Genomic DNA, 16637 nt, shown 5'->3' on the forward strand with positions numbered 1-16637 from the left:
GCAGATGATCAATGTGCGTGGCTGAACGCGTTGTCTCATTGAGCGAAACTGCCCTTGGCTGCCGGGTAGAAGGTGGCAGCCAACGAGCGCAGGGTCGCTGGCAGGCGTGGCCCAAGGCCGCCAACCAGCAGCGTCGGGTCAAGCGACACCAGGCGCTGTTCACGCACGGCGCGGGAGGCCGCCAGCGCTGGGTTTTCCTTCAGCAGCGCTTGCAAGGCCTGCTCGTCGGCCAACGCACGATCGGAGAACACCACTACATCCGGGTCCAGCGCCGCCAGTGCCTCATTGGAGAAGTTCTTGTAACCCTGATGCTCGGCCAGGTTGTGCGCCCCGGCCTGGCGTAGCAGCCAGTCGCCGGCAGTGCCTTGCCCAGCAATCAGCGGCTTGGCACCGGCATGGCCCACCAGCAGCAACACCCCGGGCGCCTTCTGGCCTGCCTGGGCGTGTTTGACCTGAGCCTGCAACGCATCCAACTGCTGGCGATAGCCCGCCGCCAACGCGGTGGCTTGTGGCTCGGCACCCAGCAACTGGCCCAGGTGCTTGAGGTTCTGATCGACCGCATCCAGTTCGGCCTTGCTGGAGAACAACTCTACCCGCACACCCGCCTTGCGAATCTGCGCCAACACCGGCGGCGGGCCCATTTCTTCGGTGCCCACCAACACATCTGGGCGCAGGCTGAGAATACCTTCGGCAGACAACTGGCGCTGATAGCCGACGCTCGGCAGCGCCTTCAGCGATGCGGGGTGCTGGCTAGTGGTATCGACACCGACCAGGCGCGATTCGCCGCCCAGCGCAGTGACCCACTCGCTCAGCGCACCACCGGCGCTGACCCATCGCTGCGGCAGTTCGGCAGCCAAGGCCTGGGTGGACAGCACAAGGCCTGCGCACAGGGCGATCAGGGCAGCGGGACGGCGCATCATCGGATTTCCTTCTGAAGGCGGGCCGCGCGCCTTGTGGCGGGCGGCGGAACTGCGCACCATAGACAGCCGGGCGCATCGAATGCGGGCAATTTGATAATTATTCGCATTGAAGCGTCAAGCCATCACGTGTTTCACGAGTCGTCCTTGCCATGCACTTCCTTTGTACCTCCAGCTCATTGGCCGAGGGCCACAGCCGCGCCTTCAGCGTAGACGGCGTCGACCTGTTCGGCGTGCGCCGCCAGGGCCAGGTGTACCTCTATCGCAACCGCTGCCCACACCGCAGCATCCCACTGAACTGGGCTGCAGATGCCTTTCTCGATGACAGCGCCAGCCTGATTCACTGCGCCCATCATGGCGCTTTGTTCCTGATAGAGAGCGGCGAATGCGTGGCCGGGCCGTGCGAGGGCGACAGCCTGCAGGCCCTGGGCTGCCATGAAGACAGCCAGGGCATCTGGCTCAAGGGTTGAGCAGTACCGGCAAGGGGCGGTCGATGACGATACGCTCGGCATCCAGGTAGGTGCCGTACGCCAGCACCTCCACGCCTTCAGCCACGGCGGCGCGCAAGGCCTGGGCGTAGCCCGCGTCGATTTCCTCGGCCGGGCGCACGGCGTCAACGCCGGTCAGGTTCACGCAGTACAACTGCACCGCACGCACACCTTGGCGAGCCAGCGTCGCCAGTTCACGCAGGTGCTTGGCACCGCGCTGGGTGACGGCGTCGGGGAAGGCCGCGACGGCGGTGTCCGGGTAGCCCAGGGTTACGCTCTTGACTTCGACATAGGCCGGGCCGGTGTCGAACTCCAGGCGAAAATCGATGCGGCTGCCCTCTTCGCCATACGCCACTTCACGCCTGAGCGCCGTGAAACCGGCCAGCTCACTGATAACCCCGGCACGCAGCGCCTCTTCAACCAATGCGTTGGCGCGCCCGGTGTTCACGCAGGCCAGGCGGCCTTGGGGCGTTTCACTGATCTCCCAGGTGCCTGGCAGCTTGCGCTTGGGGTCGTTAGTGCGGCTGAACCACACCTGCCCGCCTTCGCGCATGCAATTGAGCATGGACCCGGTGTTCGGGCAATGGATGGTCATTTGCTCGCCATTGGCCAGCTCGATGTCCGCCAAAAACCGTTTGTAGCGCCGCAGTAGGCGCCCCTGCTCAAGTGGAGGAAAAAACGCCATCAGCCTTGCCAGCTCCGCAAGCCGCGGGCGATACGCTGCACGGCCTGTTCCAGGCGCGGCAGGCTCTGGGTGTAGGCAAAACGCACATGATGCCCCGCCAGGTGGCGACCAAAATCCAGGCCGGGAGTAAAGGCCACGTGCTCGGTTTCGAGGAAGTGCCGGCAGAACGCAAAGGCATCGCCGCCGAAGGCGCTGATGTCGGCGTACAAGTAGAAAGCCCCCTCGGGCTCGACGGCGATGCCAAAGCCCAGCTCGCGCAGAGCTGGCAACAGGTAGTCGCGGCGACGGGCGAATTCGGCGCGGCGCTCTTCCAGAATCGCCAGGGTTTGCGGCTGGAAGCACGCCAGCGCAGCATGCTGGGCCATGCTGGGGGCGCTGATGTACAGGTTCTGTGCGAGTTTTTCCAGGTCTGCCACGGCGCCGGGCGGTGCCACCAGCCACCCCAGGCGCCAGCCGGTCATGCCGAAATACTTCGAAAAACTATTCAGGACAAACGCCCCATCGTCCACATCCAGCACGCTGGGCGCGTCCATGCCGTAGGTCAGCCCGTGGTAAATCTCGTCCACCACCAAGTGGCCATGGCGCTCACGGGTAGCGCGCGACAGGCTGGCCAGCTCGTCACGGTTCAGCACCGTCCCGGTCGGGTTGGCTGGCGAGGCGACCAGGGCCCCGACCGTGTCTTTGTCCCAATAGCGGTCAACCAGGTCGGCGGTGAGTTGGTAGTTGACCTCGGGCCCCACCGGCACCAACTGCGCGCCGCCTTCGACCAGGCGCAGGAAGTGGCGATTGCAGGGGTAGCCCGGGTCAGCCAGCAGCCAGTGCTTGCCTGGGTCTACCAACAGGCTGCTGGCCAGCAACAGTGCGCCAGAACCGCCCGGCGTAATCAGAATGCGCTCAGGATCGACACTGACGCCGTATCGCTGCCCATAGAAGCCGGCGATCGCCTCGCGCAGCGCCGGCAGGCCACGGGCGGCGGTATAGCGGGTGTGGCCCGCGGCCAATGCGGCCTGGCCGGCCTCGACGATCGGCGCGGCCGTGGTGAAGTCCGGTTCGCCGATTTCCAGGTGGATCACATCATGGCCGGCCGCCTGCAGCTCGTTGGCCCGCGCCAGCAACGCCATGACGTGAAAGGGTTCGATGGCGCGGCTGCGCGCACTGTAAGGGTGGGCCATGACCTTCTCTCAATTGGGTCTAAACTGGAGATTCTACCTCTGCACGCTACCGAACGTGTGGCTCGCGCCGCTGTCAATTAGCAGGATCGGGCGGGGTAGCGCACCCCCGATCTATCTGGTAAGTTCGGCGGCTCGCAGTCGCAGGGCCGGCGGGTGCCGGAGATGGAGCATCCTGCGCATTGGATCAGATGAGTGAGAGGCGGTCTATTCATGTCCACCGTAGAAAAGCAAAAAACCAGTCAGTCCATGTACGGTGTAGAGCCCTATAAAGAAAGCAAGGGCGAGGAGTACATGGGGGAGCCCATGCGCAAGCATTTCACCAAACTTCTGGGTGCCTGGAAGCTTGAGTTGATGACGAGCGTGGATCAGACCGTGACCCACATGAAGGACGAAGCGGCCAACTTCCCAGACCCGGCCGACCGTGCCAGCCAGGAAGAAGAGTTCGCCCTGGAGCTGCGTAACCGCGATCGCGAGCGCAAGCTGATCAAGAAGATCGACAAGACCCTGCAGAAGATTCAGGACGAAGAGTACGGCTGGTGTGAGTCCTGCGGCATCGAGATCGGCCTGCGTCGCCTCGAAGCCCGCCCAACCGCCGACCTGTGCTTCGACTGCAAGGAAATCGCGGAGAAAAAGGAAAAAACAGTCGGCAAAGGCTGATCCTTTTCCCACCCAAACGGGGCGCATCTTGCGCCCCGTTTCATTTTCAGACGCACGACCGCCATGAACGACTCCAGCTACATCGGGCGCTTCGCCCCTACCCCCAGCGGCTTTCTGCACTTCGGCTCGCTGGTCGCCGCCCTCGCCTCCTGGCTCGACGCCCGCGCCGTCAACGGCCGCTGGCTGCTGCGCATGGAAGACACCGACCCGCCCCGGGAAATGCCCGGGGCCCGCGACGCTATCTTGCAGACCCTGGAGCGTTACGGCTTGGAGTGGGATGGCGAGGTGGTGTTCCAGAGCCAGCGCCATGAGGCTTATGCAGCAGTGGTCGACCGCCTGTTCAACATGGGCCTGGCCTACGCCTGCACCTGCTCACGCAAACAGCTGGAAGGGCACAACGGCATTTACCCAGGCTTGTGCCGCAACGCCGGGCATGCTCGCGAGGGCGCGGCGATCCGTCTGCGGGTGCCAGAGTTGATCTACCGGTTCACCGACCGGGTCCAGGGTGAGTTTCAGCAACACCTGGGGCGCGAGGTGGGTGATTTCGTCATCCAGCGCCGTGACGGGCTGTATGCGTATCAGCTGGCGGTGGTGCTGGATGATGCCTGGCAAGGGGTTACCGATATCGTGCGCGGGGCCGACCTGCTCGACAACACACCGCGCCAGTTGTACCTGCAAGAGCTGCTGGGGTTCTCACAGCCGCGTTACCTGCATATTCCGCTGATCGTGCAGCCAGATGGGCACAAGCTGGGCAAGTCGTACCGCTCGCCGCCCTTACAGGCGGAGCATGCTACCCCCCTGCTGTTGCGGGCATTGCGGGCGCTGGGGCAAGAAGCAAACCCCGAGTTGCTGCTGGCAACGCCGGCTGAAGTGTTGGCGGTAGCCCGCAAGCAGTGGCGGCCCGAGGCGATTGCGCAGCGGACGACCGTGCCAGAGGCTGATTTGCGCTGAGTCCTCCTCGGCCTCTTCGCGGGCTTACCCGCGAAGAGGCCCCGCACAGGCAACCTACCTCTCAAAAACAAAAGCCCAATAATTTCAAACCCTTGGCTAACCCTACCGATTCCCGCTAGCATCCGCCCACTCTTTTGCGCCAATAATAAGTCCAAGCCCGCAGCGCCCAACCATCGAGGCCAGCATGTACATCTATCGTTTGGTCCTGCTTCTGGTCGTGGGGATCTACCTGTTCTCCCCGGCCATCATGGACTGGTGGATCGAACCGACCGGAGCCTGGTACCGCCCCTACCTGCTCTGGCTGATCCTGATCGTCGTCACCTTCATCCTGCAGAGCCAACGAGATGCCGATGAGCTTTAGCCTGACCCAGATGATCCTGATCAGCGCCGCGTACCTCATGGTGCTGTTCGGCGTGGCCTGGATCAGCGAGCGTGGGCTGATACCCCGCTCAATTATTCGCCACCCGCTGACCTACACCCTGTCGCTGGGCGTCTATGCCAGTGCCTGGGCCTTCTATGGCTCGGTCGGCCTGGCCTACCAGTACGGCTATGGCTTCCTGGCCTGCTACCTGGGGGTCTCCGGGGCCTTCCTGCTGGCGCCGGTGCTGCTTTACCCAATCCTCAAGATCACCCGCACCTATCAGCTGTCGTCGCTGGCCGACCTGCTGGCGTTTCGTTTCCGCAGCACCTGGGCCGGCGCGCTGACCACCCTGATCATGCTGATCGGGGTACTGCCGTTGCTGGCCCTGCAGATCCAGGCGGTGGCGGACTCGATCAGCATCCTGACCGGCGAGCCGGTCAAGGCCAGGGTGGCATTCGCCTTCTGTGCACTGATCATTCTGTTCACCATCTTCTTCGGCTCGCGGCACATCGCCACGCGCGAGAAGCATGAAGGGCTGGTGTTCGCCATTGCCTTCGAATCGGTGATCAAGCTGCTGGCGCTGGGCGGCATCGGCCTTTACGCCTTGTACGGTGTGTTTGGCGGCCCGCATGGGCTCGAAGTGTGGCTGCTGCAGAACCAGACCGCCCTGGCCGCGCTGCACACGCCGCTGCAGGAAGGGCCATGGCGCACCCTTTTGCTGGTGTTCTTCGCCTCGGCCATCGTCATGCCGCACATGTACCACATGGCCTTCACCGAAAACCTCAACCCACGCTCGCTGGTCAGCGCCAGCTGGGGCCTGCCGCTGTTCCTGCTGCTGATGAGCCTGGCCGTACCGCTGGTGCTGTGGGCCGGCCTGCGCCTGGGCGCCAGCACCAACCCCGAATACTTCACGCTGGGGCTGGGCATCGCCGCCAACAACAAAGCGCTGGCGCTGCTGGCCTATATCGGCGGGTTGTCTGCGGCCAGCGGGTTGATCATCGTCACCACCCTGGCGCTGTCGGGCATGGCCCTCAACCACCTGGTGCTGCCGCTGTACCAGCCGCCGGCCGAAGGCAACATCTATCGCTGGCTGAAATGGACCCGCCGCGCGCTGATCGTCGCCATCATCACCGCCGGCTTCATGTTCTACCTGACCCAGAACAACCACCAGAGCCTGGCCAACCTGGGCATCGTCGCCTTCGTCGCCACCTTGCAGTTCCTGCCGGGCGTGTTGTCGGTGCTGTACTGGCCTACCGCCAATCGCCGCGGTTTCATCGCAGGCCTGCTGGCCGGCACCCTGGTGTGGCTGGTGACCATGCTGCTGCCGCTGCTGGGCAACCTGCAGGGCTTCTACATTCCGCTGCTGGACATGATCTACGTCCTCGACGACACCAGCTGGCACATGGCGGCCATCGCCTCGCTGGCGGCAAACGTCTTGCTGTTCACCCTGATTTCGCTGTTCACCAATGCCAGCAGTGAAGAAGCCAGCGCCGCCGAAGCGTGCGCGGTGGACAACGTGCGCCGCCCGCAGCGCCGCGAGCTGCACGCGGCCTCGCCACAGGAATTTGCCACCCAGCTGGCCAAGCCACTGGGCGCCAAGGCTGCGCAGAAAGAAGTCGAGCAGGCCCTGCGCGACCTCTACCTGCCCTTCGACGAGCGCCGCCCCTATGCGTTGCGCCGCCTGCGCGACCGCATCGAGGCCAACCTATCGGGCCTGATGGGGCCGAGCGTGGCCCAGGACATGGTCGAGACCTTCCTGCCCTACAAATCCGGCAACGAAAACTATGTCACTGAAGACATCCACTTCATTGAAAGCCGCCTGGAAGACTATCACTCGCGCCTGACCGGCCTTGCCGCCGAACTCGACGCCCTGCGCCGCTACCACCGCCAGACCCTGCAGGAACTGCCCATGGGCGTCTGCTCCCTGGCCAAGGACCAAGAGATCCTGATGTGGAACAAGGCCATGGAAGAGCTGACCGGCATCGCCGCCAAGCACGTGGTCGGCTCGCGCCTGGTGACCATCGGCGAACCTTGGCGCGGCCTGCTGCAGGGCTTCATCGACGTGCCCGACGAACACCTGCACAAGCAACGCCTGGCCCTCGACGGGCAGCCTCGCTGGCTGAACCTGCACAAGGCCGCCATCGACGAGCCCTTGGCGCCGGGTAACAGTGGCCTGGTGCTGCTGGTCGAGGACCTGACCGAAACCCAGGCCCTGGAAGACAAGCTGGTGCACTCCGAGCGCCTGGCCAGCATTGGCCGCCTGGCGGCCGGCGTGGCCCACGAAATCGGCAACCCGATTACCGGCATCGCCTGCCTGGCGCAGAACCTGCGCGAGGAACGCGAGGGCGATGGCGAGATCACCGAGCTGTCGAGCCAGATTCTTGAACAGACCAAACGGGTGTCGCGCATCGTCCAGTCGTTGATGAGCTTCGCCCATGCCGGTGGCAGCCACCAGAACAGCGAAGAGCCGGTGTGCCTGGCCGAAGTGGCGCAGGATGCCATTGGGCTGCTGGCACTGAACCGGCGCAATTTCGAAGTCCAGTTCTTCAACCTCTGCGACCCGGAACACTGGGCCGAAGGGGACCCGCAGCGCCTGGCCCAGGTGCTGATCAACCTGCTCTCCAACGCCCGCGACGCCTCACCGCCCGGCAGTGCCGTGCGTGTGCGCAGCTCCGTCTTCGAGCACACCGTCGATTTGATTGTCGAAGACGAAGGCAGCGGGATCCCGAAGAGCATCATGGACCGCCTGTTCGAGCCCTTCTTCACCACCAAAGACCCGGGCGAAGGAACCGGACTGGGGCTCGCTCTGGTCTATTCCATCGTGGAAGAGCATTATGGGCAAATCACCATCGACAGCCCTGCCGACATCGAACGGCAACGTGGCACCCGGATCCGCGTGACCCTGCCCCGGCATGTCGTAGCGACGTCCCCTGAAATTCGAGACCGTCGAGAGAATTGAATCAATGCCGCATATTCTGATCGTCGAAGACGAAACCATCATCCGCTCGGCCCTGCGTCGCCTGCTCGAGCGGAACCAGTACCAGGTCAGCGAAGCCGGCTCGGTGCAGGAAGCCCAGGAACGCTTCAGCATTGCCACCTTCGACCTGATCGTCAGCGACCTGCGCCTGCCCGGCGCGCCTGGCACCGAGCTGATCAAGCTCGGCCAGGGCACCCCAGTGCTGATCATGACCAGCTACGCCAGCCTGCGCTCGGCGGTGGACTCGATGAAAATGGGCGCGGTGGACTACATCGCCAAGCCCTTCGACCACGACGAGATGCTCCAGGCCGTGGCGCGCATCCTGCGCGACCGGCAAAACGCGCCTGCTGCCGCGCCGGCGGCAGAACCGCGGGGCAACGGCAAGGCGGTCGCGGCCGACAAAGGTAATAGCGCGTCTGCCAACGGCGAGATCGGCATCATCGGCTCGTGCCCGCCCATGCAGGACATGTACAGCAAGATCCGCAAAGTCGCACCGACCGATTCCAATGTCCTGATCCAGGGCGAATCGGGTACCGGTAAAGAGCTGGTCGCACGTGCCCTGCACAACCTGTCACGCCGGGCCAAGGCACCGATGATCTCGGTGAACTGCGCGGCCATCCCGGAGACCCTGATCGAGTCCGAGCTGTTCGGCCACGAAAAAGGCGCCTTCACCGGCGCCAGCGCAGGGCGCGCCGGGCTGGTCGAAGCGGCGGACGGCGGTACGCTGTTCCTCGACGAGATCGGCGAATTGCCCCTCGAAGCCCAGGCGCGCCTGTTGCGCGTGTTGCAGGAAGGCGAAATCCGCCGGGTGGGCTCGGTGCAATCGCAGAAGGTCGATGTGCGCCTGATTGCGGCCACCCACCGCGACCTGAAAAACCTGGCCAAGGCCGGCCAGTTCCGTGAAGACCTTTATTACCGCCTGCACGTGATCGCCCTGAAGTTACCAGCCCTGCGCGAGCGCGGCAGCGACGTCAACGAGATCGCCAGTGCCTTCCTGGCCCGCCAGAGCGCACGGATTGGCCGGGATGACCTGCATTTTTCCGCCGATGCCGAGCAAGCGATTCGTCATTACAGCTGGCCGGGTAACGTGCGCGAGCTGGAAAACGCCGTGGAGCGTGCGGTGATTCTGAGCGAGAGCGCAGAAATTTCCGCCGACCTGCTGGGTATCGACATCGAGCTGAGCGACCTGGAAGACGACGACATCCTCGACAACGCCCTGGCCGTGGCCAGTGCGGGCAATGCCAGCCATGAGCCTACCGAGGACTTGTCGCTGGAGGATTACTTCCAGCACTTCGTGCTCGAGCACCAAGACCACATGACCGAGACCGAGCTTGCCCGCAAGCTTGGCGTCAGCCGCAAATGCCTGTGGGAACGCCGCCAGCGCCTGGGTATCCCGCGGCGCAAGAGCAACGCCACCAGCGAGTAAAAGATCGCGTGGGCAGGCGGGCCTTTCCTGCCTTGATATTTCTTTTTCGGGCTGCCGGCCTCTTCGCGGGTGAACCCGCTCCCACAAGGATCTCACTGCCCGCAAGGGCAATGCGGTACCTGTGGGAGCGGGTTCACCCGCGAAAGGGCCGGCAAAAACCACTACGCACACCCCAGGTAACACATCAGCACCCGCGAAAATCTGTTACCCAAGCTTTCAGGCGTAACAGTTCCCGAGGTGTACGGTAACGAAACCCCGCCATTTTCAGCCTTCCAAAAACCTCCGAAAACCTCCAAACCCTTGATTTCATTGGCTTTCGAAAAGTTGGCACGGCACCTGCTATATGCTTAGTACAAAAACAATAACAAGCACTGCAACTCAGAATAAGAACAAGACGAAACGGCTCACGCACAATAAAAACAAGACGGCGGAGGCGCAGCTAACTGATTCTTTTGGAGAGGATGCGTGTTTGGGGCTTGCCCCACGACCAGGCAGAGAACAACAAAAACTGCACTAAAAAGCAGCGCCTGAACTGGTTGGATCGACAGATCAACGTGACATCAGCGGCCAAAGCAATCCGTTTGCTCTTTACCCCTGGATTAGGGGTCGTCCACAAGCTTTGCGATTTGTGGACAGGGCACTCAACAAAAACAAGAAGCCCAGCAAAAAAATAATAAGAGCACGCAACGACTTCTTGGGGAGCTTAGGCTCCCCTTGTCGTTTCTCCCTTCTGGCAGGCATCCTGCTACCCGCCTACACCATTCCTTGAGTAAATGCTAGAATCCCCGCCCATCATGCGGCCATTCTCCTATTCTTGGCCGAACATTCCTTCAAACAGTGCATCCCATGCTGAAGAAGCTGTTCCAGTCGTTCCGCCCTCCCGTACCGGGCCAGCACCACAGGCGCACCACGCCTGAGGTGATCAACAAGAGCCAACACTCGCTGCAACGCCACCAGTTCAGCCGCCACGCGGTGAACATCGTAGAGCGCCTGCAGAGTGCGGGCTACCAGGCTTACCTGGTCGGTGGCTGTGTCCGCGACCTGATGCTTGGCATCACCCCAAAAGACTTCGACGTCGCCACCAGCGCCACCCCTGAACAGGTCCGTGCCGAGTTCCGCAACGCGCGTATCATTGGTCGCCGCTTCAAGTTGGTCCACGTGCATTTCGGCCGTGAGATCATCGAAGTCGCCACCTTCCGCGCCCACCACTCGGAAGACGATCAAGGTGATACCCACCGTTCGTCGCACAATGCCAGTGGTCGCATCCTGCGTGACAACGTGTACGGCACCTTGGAAGAAGACGCGCAACGCCGCGACTTCACCATCAATGCCCTCTACTACGATCCGGTCAGCGAACGCATCCTCGATTACGCCAACGGCGTGCACGATGTGCGTAACCGCCTGCTGCGCCTGATCGGTGACCCGACCCATCGCTACCAGGAAGACCCGGTGCGCATGCTGCGTGCCGTGCGTTTCGCTGCCAAGCTCGACTTCGGCATCGAAAAGCACACGGTCCAGCCGATCCGCGAACTGGCGCCGATGCTGCGCGAAATCCCCCCGGCACGCCTGTTTGAGGAAAGCCTCAAGCTGTTCCTCTCCGGCCAAGGTGCGATGGCCTTCGAAATGCTGGTCGACCTGCAGCTGTTCGAGCCGTTGTTCCCGGCCAGCGCGCACGCTCTGGACGAGCGCCCTACCTACACCCACACCCTGATCAGCCAGGCGCTGAACAACACCGATCTGCGTGTGAAGCAGGGCAAGCCAGTCACGCCGGCCTTCCTCTTCGCTGCGCTGCTCTGGCCCGCCCTGCCGGCCCGTGTACTGCACCTGCAAAACCAAGGTGTGCCACCGATTCCGGCCATGAACGGCGCGGCTCACGACCTGATCGCCGAACAGTGTGCACGCATTGCCATCCCGAAGCGTTTCACCCTGCCGATCCGCGAAATCTGGGACATGCAGGAACGCCTGCCACGCCGCAGCGGCAAACGTGCCGACCAGTTGCTCGACAACCCGCGCTTCCGTGCCGGTTACGACTTCCTGCTGCTGCGTGAAAGCGCGGGCGAAGAAACCGACGACCTCGGCCAATGGTGGACTGACTACCAGGATGCCAATGACAGCGAGCGCCGCGAGATGATTCGCGAGCTGGGCAGCCGTGACGAAGGCACTGGCGCAGGCCCACGCAAGCGCAAACGTAGTGCCAGCAAGCGTAAGCGTGGTGGCGAAGAGGCGTTCGAGTGACCACGCGCGCCTACATCGGCCTGGGCAGTAACCTGGACGAGCCTGCAGAACAACTGCAGAACGCTTTCCAGGCGCTCGACCAGGCCACCGGCACCCGCCTGGTGGCCACTTCGAGCCTGTTCACCAGTGACTCGCTGCTGCCTGGCCAGCCGCGCTACACCAATGCCGTGGCTGCGCTCGACACCTCGCTCGAGCCGCTGGCGCTGCTCGATGCCCTGCAGGCCATCGAAAATGACCAGGGCCGTGTGCGCAAAGAGCGTTGGGGCCCGCGCACGCTCGACCTGGATATCCTGCTGTTCGGCGACCACCTGATCGACGTGCCGCGGCTGCAGGTGCCGCACTACCATATGCACGCCCGCGCCTTCGTGCTCTACCCATTGGCCGAACTGGTGCCCGCAGGCTTCTGCCTGCCCGATGGCCGCGACCTCGCCCAACTCATCAGCGCCTGCCCGTTCGTCGGCCTCGAGCGCCTGTAATTCGGGCGCTGCAGACGGCGGTAACGCCAGTAACACCCTGATCGTAACAATGCGGTAACAGGGTGATTGACTTCCCCCACCTCGCTCACGACTATAGGCGTCCCGTGTGGCACCCAAGTGCCGCATACCCGTATTTAGGCCCGGACGGACCTGTGCCCGAACATCACGCGCGATGATGTGCCGCTCCGGAAGATGACTACACGCGTTGTATGCAGTCGTTTTAACAGCGCCTGAACGAGGATTTTCCTACATGCCTGAAGTAACCCTGACCACCCTGCATGGCCTGAAGGCCAAGGGTGAAAAAATCACCATGCTGACCTGCTACGACGCGACCTTCGCCAAGGTTGCCAGCCAGGCCGGTGTCGAAGTGTTGCTGGTGGGCGACTCGCTGGGGATGGTCCTGCAGGGCCATGACAGCACGCTGCCTGTCACCACCCAGGAAATGGCCTACCACACTGCCTGCGTCAAACGTGGCAACGCTGGCGCACTGATTCTGGCCGACCTGCCGTTCATGGCCCACGCCACCCCCGAACAGGCCTTTGCCAACTGCGCCACGCTGATGCAGGCCGGCGCCCACATGATCAAGCTCGAAGGCGCTGCCTGGCTGGCCGAGACCATTCGCCTGCTGGCTGAACGTGGCGTGCCGGTGTGCGCGCACATGGGCCTGACCCCACAAACCGTCAATGTGCTGGGCGGTTACAAGGTGCAGGGCCGTCAGGAAGCCCAGGCGCGGCAGATGCGTGCCGACGCCATTGCCCTGGAACAGGCCGGCGCGGCCATGCTGCTGCTGGAGTGTGTACCGAGCGAACTGGCGGCAGAAATCACCCAGGCCGTGAGCATTCCGGTCATCGGCATTGGCGCCGGTAGCGCCACCGACGGCCAGGTGCTGGTCCTGCACGACATGCTTGGCCTGTCGCTGAGCGGCCGGGTGCCGAAGTTCGTGAAAAACTTCATGGCCGGCCAGCCGGACATCGAAAGCGCCCTCGCCGCCTACGTGACGGCGGTCAAGGACGTAAGCTTCCCTGCCAGTGAACACGGGTTCAGCGCATGAACACAGTCAAGACTGTCCGTGAACTGCGCGCCGCCGTTGGCCGCGCGCGGGGCGAAGGCAAGCGCATCGCGTTCGTGCCGACCATGGGCAACCTGCACAGCGGCCATGCCGCGCTGGTGACCAAGGCCGCCCAGCGGGCCGACTTTGTCGTTGCCAGTATCTTCGTCAACCCGCTGCAGTTCGGCGCCAACGAAGACCTCGCCACCTACCCACGCACCCTTGCAGCCGACCAGGAGCGCTTGCTCCAGGCCGGCTGCAACCTGCTGTTCGCACCAACCGTCGAAGAGATGTACCCCGACGGCATGAGCGTGCAAACCCGGGTCAGCGTCCCCCACCTTTCCGAAGGCCTGTGCGGCGCCAGCCGGCCAGGGCATTTCGAGGGTGTGGCGACAGTGGTCAGCAAGCTGTTCAACATGGTCCAGCCAGACCTGGCCGTGTTCGGCGAAAAAGACTTCCAGCAGCTGGCAGTGATCCGCGCCATGGTGCGCGACCTGAACATGCCCATCCAGATCATCGGTGAGCCGACCGTGCGCGCCGACGATGGCCTGGCGCTGTCGTCACGCAATGGTTACCTCACCCCCGAGCAGCGTGTTACCGCACCTGCGCTGTACCGCACCCTGCAGCACATCGGGGCGGCCATTGGCCGTGGCCAGCGTGATTTTGCCGCGCTGGTGGCCGACGGCCAGGCGCAACTGACCGCCGCCGGGTTCCGCCCGGACTACCTGGAAGTGCGCCATGCCGTGAGCCTGCGCCCAGCCATGATCGATGATCGCGACCTGGTGGTGATTGCCGCCGCTTACCTGGGTAACACCCGGTTGATCGACAACCTGTACCTGCACGTGGAAGACAAGACCGCGTAAGCCTTCGGGGGCTGCCTCGCGGCCCCTTTCATATCCTCTCACGCCCCCATTCCCCCCGCGCCGCCAATGCCTATAATGACTGCCTGCAACTGACAGCCGTGGCCAATGTCCAAGGCCTCACAACGCACCAAGGAACCCTGAGCAATGGCGTATTACCGTACTCCCCATGATGTGACGGCCCTGCCCGCCTGGCAGGCGCTTCAGCAACACCGCGACGCCATGCAAGACTTCAGCATGCGTGAAGCCTTCGCCGCCGATGCCAAGCGCTTTGATCAGTTCTCCCTGAGCAGCTGCGGCCTGTTCCTCGACTACTCGAAAAACCTGATCACCGAGCAAAGCCGCGACCTGCTGGTGGACCTGGCCAACGAAGTCGGCCTGCAGGATGCGATCAAGTCGATGTTCAGCGGCGAGATCATCAACGCCTCCGAAGGCCGCCCGGTGCTGCACACCGCCCTGCGCCGCCCAGTGGGCGACAAGCTCAGCGTCAACGGCGTCAACGTGATGCCGGAAGTGCACAAGGTGCTCAACCAGATCACCGAGCTGGTCGGGCGCATTCACGATGGCCTGTGGCGCGGTTACAGCGAAAAGCCGATCACCGACGTGGTCAACATCGGCATCGGCGGCTCGTTCCTCGGCCCGGAACTGGTCTCCGAAGCGCTGCTGCCCTACGCACAACGCGGCGTACGCTGCCATTACCTGGCGAACATCGACGGCAGTGAGTTCCACGAGCTGTCGGCCAACCTGCGCGCCGAAACCACCCTGTTCATTGTTTCGTCGAAATCGTTCAACACCCTCGAAACACTGAAGAACGCCATGGCCGCGCGCACCTGGTACCTGGCCCAGGGCGGCTCGGAAGCAGAGCTGTATCGCCACTTCATCGCCGTTTCCAGCAACAAGGCCGCCGCCGTCGCCTTCGGTATCCGTGAAGAGAACATCTTCCCGATGTGGGACTGGGTGGGTGGGCGCTATTCGCTGTGGTCGGCCATCGGCCTGCCGATCGCCTTGGCCATCGGCACCGCCAACTTCAAGGAGCTGCTGTCGGGTGCCTACACCATGGACCAGCACTTCCAGACCGCGCCGTTCGACAAGAACATGCCGGTGCTGCTGGCCCTGCTGGGCGTCTGGTATGGCAACTTCTGGGGCGCCCGCAGCCACGCGATCCTGCCGTACGACCACTACCTGCGCAACATCACCAAGCACTTGCAACAGCTGGACATGGAGTCCAACGGCAAGAGCGTGCTGCAGGACGGCACGCCGGTGCATACCGAAACCGGCCCGGTGATCTGGGGTGGCGTGGGCTGTAACGGCCAGCACGCCTACCACCAGTTGCTGCACCAGGGTACCCACCTTATTCCTGCTGACTTCATCGTGCCGGTGGTGAGCTTCAACCCGGTGGCCGACCACCATCAGTGGCTGTACGCCAACTGCCTGTCGCAGAGCCAGGCGCTGATGCTCGGCAAAACCCGTGATGAAGCCGAGACCGAACTGCGCGCCAAAGGCCTGAACGAAGCCGACATCGAGAAGCTGGCCCCGCACAAGGTGATCCCGGGCAACCGCCCGAGCAACACCCTGGTGGTCGAACGCATCAGCCCACGCCGCCTGGGCGCACTGGTGGCGATGTATGAGCACAAGGTCTTCGTACAGAGCGTGATCTGGGGCATCAACGCCTTTGACCAATGGGGTGTGGAGCTGGGCAAAGAGCTGGGCAAAGGTGTCTACCAGCGCCTTGTCGGCAGCCAGGAAGACAGCGCCGAAGATGGCTCTACCCAGGGCCTGATCAACTACTTCCGCGGCCGTCACCGCGGTTGATGACACAGGGGCCGCTCAGCGGCCCTTCCCCCACAGAAACCCATCACGCCTTCTCATTCACGGTCTGGCACACACGGTTACATCTTGCTAAGGTGCGCCACTTCAACAAATCCGAGTATGAGAGGGATCTTATGGACAGGCTGAAGGCCACGATCTTTGGCAGCATGAAATCAGGCTATTACTTCCGTCAACTGGTGTTCGGCGCCATCATCGGCGCGATTTTCATCAGCGGCAAAGTCAACGCCTCGCCCGATCTGCCCGTTGGCGAAATCAGCATGGCGGTCATCAGCACGCTGCTGTATCCCTACGCGCGCTTCGTTTACGAAAGCATCGTCGGCTTCATCATGGGCAACAACCTGTTCGTCGTGCCCGCGCTGCTTATGCTGCTGGTCAAGGTCATCACCATGTTCATGTGCTGGTTCTTGGCCATCTTCATCGCGCCAATCGGGCTCGGTTACATTTATTGGAAGGTCGGTCGCCCGTCCGCCAATTGACCCCCACAAAGGGCTCACCGTCATGGTGGGCCCTTTGTCTTTCTCATACAGACGAACCCCGCCTGACTACACTTGTCC

The 16637-nt window shown here is 63.1% G+C and carries 15 protein-coding genes; 12 read left to right on the forward strand and 3 right to left on the reverse strand.

Features of this window, described 5'->3' with window-relative positions; translation table 11 throughout:
• Window positions 1-35 precede the first annotated feature (35 nt).
• Window positions 36-920 (reverse strand): hemin ABC transporter substrate-binding protein, encoded by an 885-nt coding sequence (locus MFF34_RS16405; protein WP_085274230.1) that lies wholly within the window; start codon window positions 918-920, stop codon window positions 36-38.
• A gap of 149 nt (window positions 921-1069) precedes the next feature.
• Between MFF34_RS16405 and MFF34_RS16410 the strand changes: the two genes are divergently transcribed.
• A complete protein-coding gene (locus MFF34_RS16410; RefSeq protein ID WP_186683304.1) occupies window positions 1070-1387 on the forward strand; it encodes a Rieske (2Fe-2S) protein in 318 nt (105 codons plus the stop codon).
• Here MFF34_RS16410 and sfsA read toward each other — a convergent pair.
• Both sfsA and MFF34_RS16420 read right to left on the reverse strand, forming a co-directional pair.
• Complete coding sequence (sfsA, locus tag MFF34_RS16415) at window positions 1377-2090, reverse strand: DNA/RNA nuclease SfsA (RefSeq protein WP_238215292.1); 714 nt, start codon at window positions 2088-2090, stop codon at window positions 1377-1379. The genes MFF34_RS16410 and sfsA overlap by 11 nt on opposite strands.
• Window positions 2090-3262 carry a pyridoxal phosphate-dependent aminotransferase gene (locus tag MFF34_RS16420; protein ID WP_238215293.1) on the reverse strand — a complete coding sequence of 391 codons (1173 nt, stop codon included), beginning with the start codon at window positions 3260-3262 and terminating at the stop codon, window positions 2090-2092. Before MFF34_RS16420 ends, sfsA begins: the two co-directional genes overlap by 1 nt.
• Window positions 3263-3472: 210 nt before the next feature.
• On the opposite strand from MFF34_RS16420, the gene dksA reads away from it, so the two are divergent.
• The 11 genes from dksA (at window position 3473) to MFF34_RS16475 (ending at window position 16559) form a co-directional block, all read left to right on the forward strand.
• Complete coding sequence (gene dksA, locus MFF34_RS16425) at window positions 3473-3919, forward strand: RNA polymerase-binding protein DksA (protein ID WP_027595006.1); 447 nt, start codon at window positions 3473-3475, stop codon at window positions 3917-3919.
• 63 nt (window positions 3920-3982) lie between these two features.
• Window positions 3983-4870 (forward strand): tRNA glutamyl-Q(34) synthetase GluQRS, encoded by an 888-nt coding sequence (gene gluQRS / locus MFF34_RS16430; protein WP_238215294.1) that lies wholly within the window; start codon window positions 3983-3985, stop codon window positions 4868-4870.
• A gap of 184 nt (window positions 4871-5054) precedes the next feature.
• Complete coding sequence (locus tag MFF34_RS16435) at window positions 5055-5231, forward strand: hypothetical protein (protein ID WP_003250005.1); 177 nt, start codon at window positions 5055-5057, stop codon at window positions 5229-5231.
• Window positions 5215-8190: a sensor histidine kinase gene (locus MFF34_RS16440; protein ID WP_027595008.1), complete on the forward strand. Its 2976-nt coding sequence runs from the start codon at window positions 5215-5217 to the stop codon at window positions 8188-8190. The genes MFF34_RS16435 and MFF34_RS16440 overlap by 17 nt, the downstream gene beginning before the upstream one ends.
• Before the next feature lie 4 nt (window positions 8191-8194).
• Window positions 8195-9634, forward strand: a complete 1440-nt coding sequence (locus tag MFF34_RS16445; RefSeq protein ID WP_238215295.1) for a sigma-54 dependent transcriptional regulator — start codon at window positions 8195-8197, stop codon at window positions 9632-9634.
• Between the two features lie 846 nt (window positions 9635-10480).
• Window positions 10481-11869, forward strand: coding sequence for a polynucleotide adenylyltransferase PcnB (locus tag MFF34_RS16450; RefSeq protein WP_027595010.1), 1389 nt, complete (start codon window positions 10481-10483; stop codon window positions 11867-11869).
• Window positions 11866-12345, forward strand: coding sequence for a 2-amino-4-hydroxy-6-hydroxymethyldihydropteridine diphosphokinase (gene folK / locus MFF34_RS16455; protein ID WP_027595011.1), 480 nt, complete (start codon window positions 11866-11868; stop codon window positions 12343-12345). The genes MFF34_RS16450 and folK overlap by 4 nt, the downstream gene beginning before the upstream one ends.
• 250 nt (window positions 12346-12595) lie before the next feature.
• Window positions 12596-13396 carry a 3-methyl-2-oxobutanoate hydroxymethyltransferase gene (gene panB / locus MFF34_RS16460; RefSeq protein ID WP_238215296.1) on the forward strand — a complete coding sequence of 267 codons (801 nt, stop codon included), beginning with the start codon at window positions 12596-12598 and terminating at the stop codon, window positions 13394-13396.
• On the forward strand, window positions 13393-14256 hold the full coding sequence (gene panC / locus MFF34_RS16465) for a pantoate--beta-alanine ligase (protein ID WP_027595013.1): 864 nt from the start codon (window positions 13393-13395) through the stop codon (window positions 14254-14256). The genes panB and panC overlap by 4 nt, the downstream gene beginning before the upstream one ends.
• 144 nt (window positions 14257-14400) lie before the next feature.
• Window positions 14401-16065, forward strand: a complete 1665-nt coding sequence (gene pgi / locus MFF34_RS16470; protein WP_238215297.1) for a glucose-6-phosphate isomerase — start codon at window positions 14401-14403, stop codon at window positions 16063-16065.
• A 164-nt stretch (window positions 16066-16229) separates the two neighbouring features.
• A complete protein-coding gene (locus MFF34_RS16475; RefSeq protein WP_225935674.1) occupies window positions 16230-16559 on the forward strand; it encodes a hypothetical protein in 330 nt (109 codons plus the stop codon).
• The last annotated feature ends 78 nt before the right edge of the window (window positions 16560-16637 follow it).

This window comes from Pseudomonas sp. PAGU 2196 (genome assembly GCF_022179005.1).
GTDB classification, from domain to species: domain Bacteria; phylum Pseudomonadota; class Gammaproteobacteria; order Pseudomonadales; family Pseudomonadaceae; genus Aquipseudomonas; species Aquipseudomonas kermanshahensis.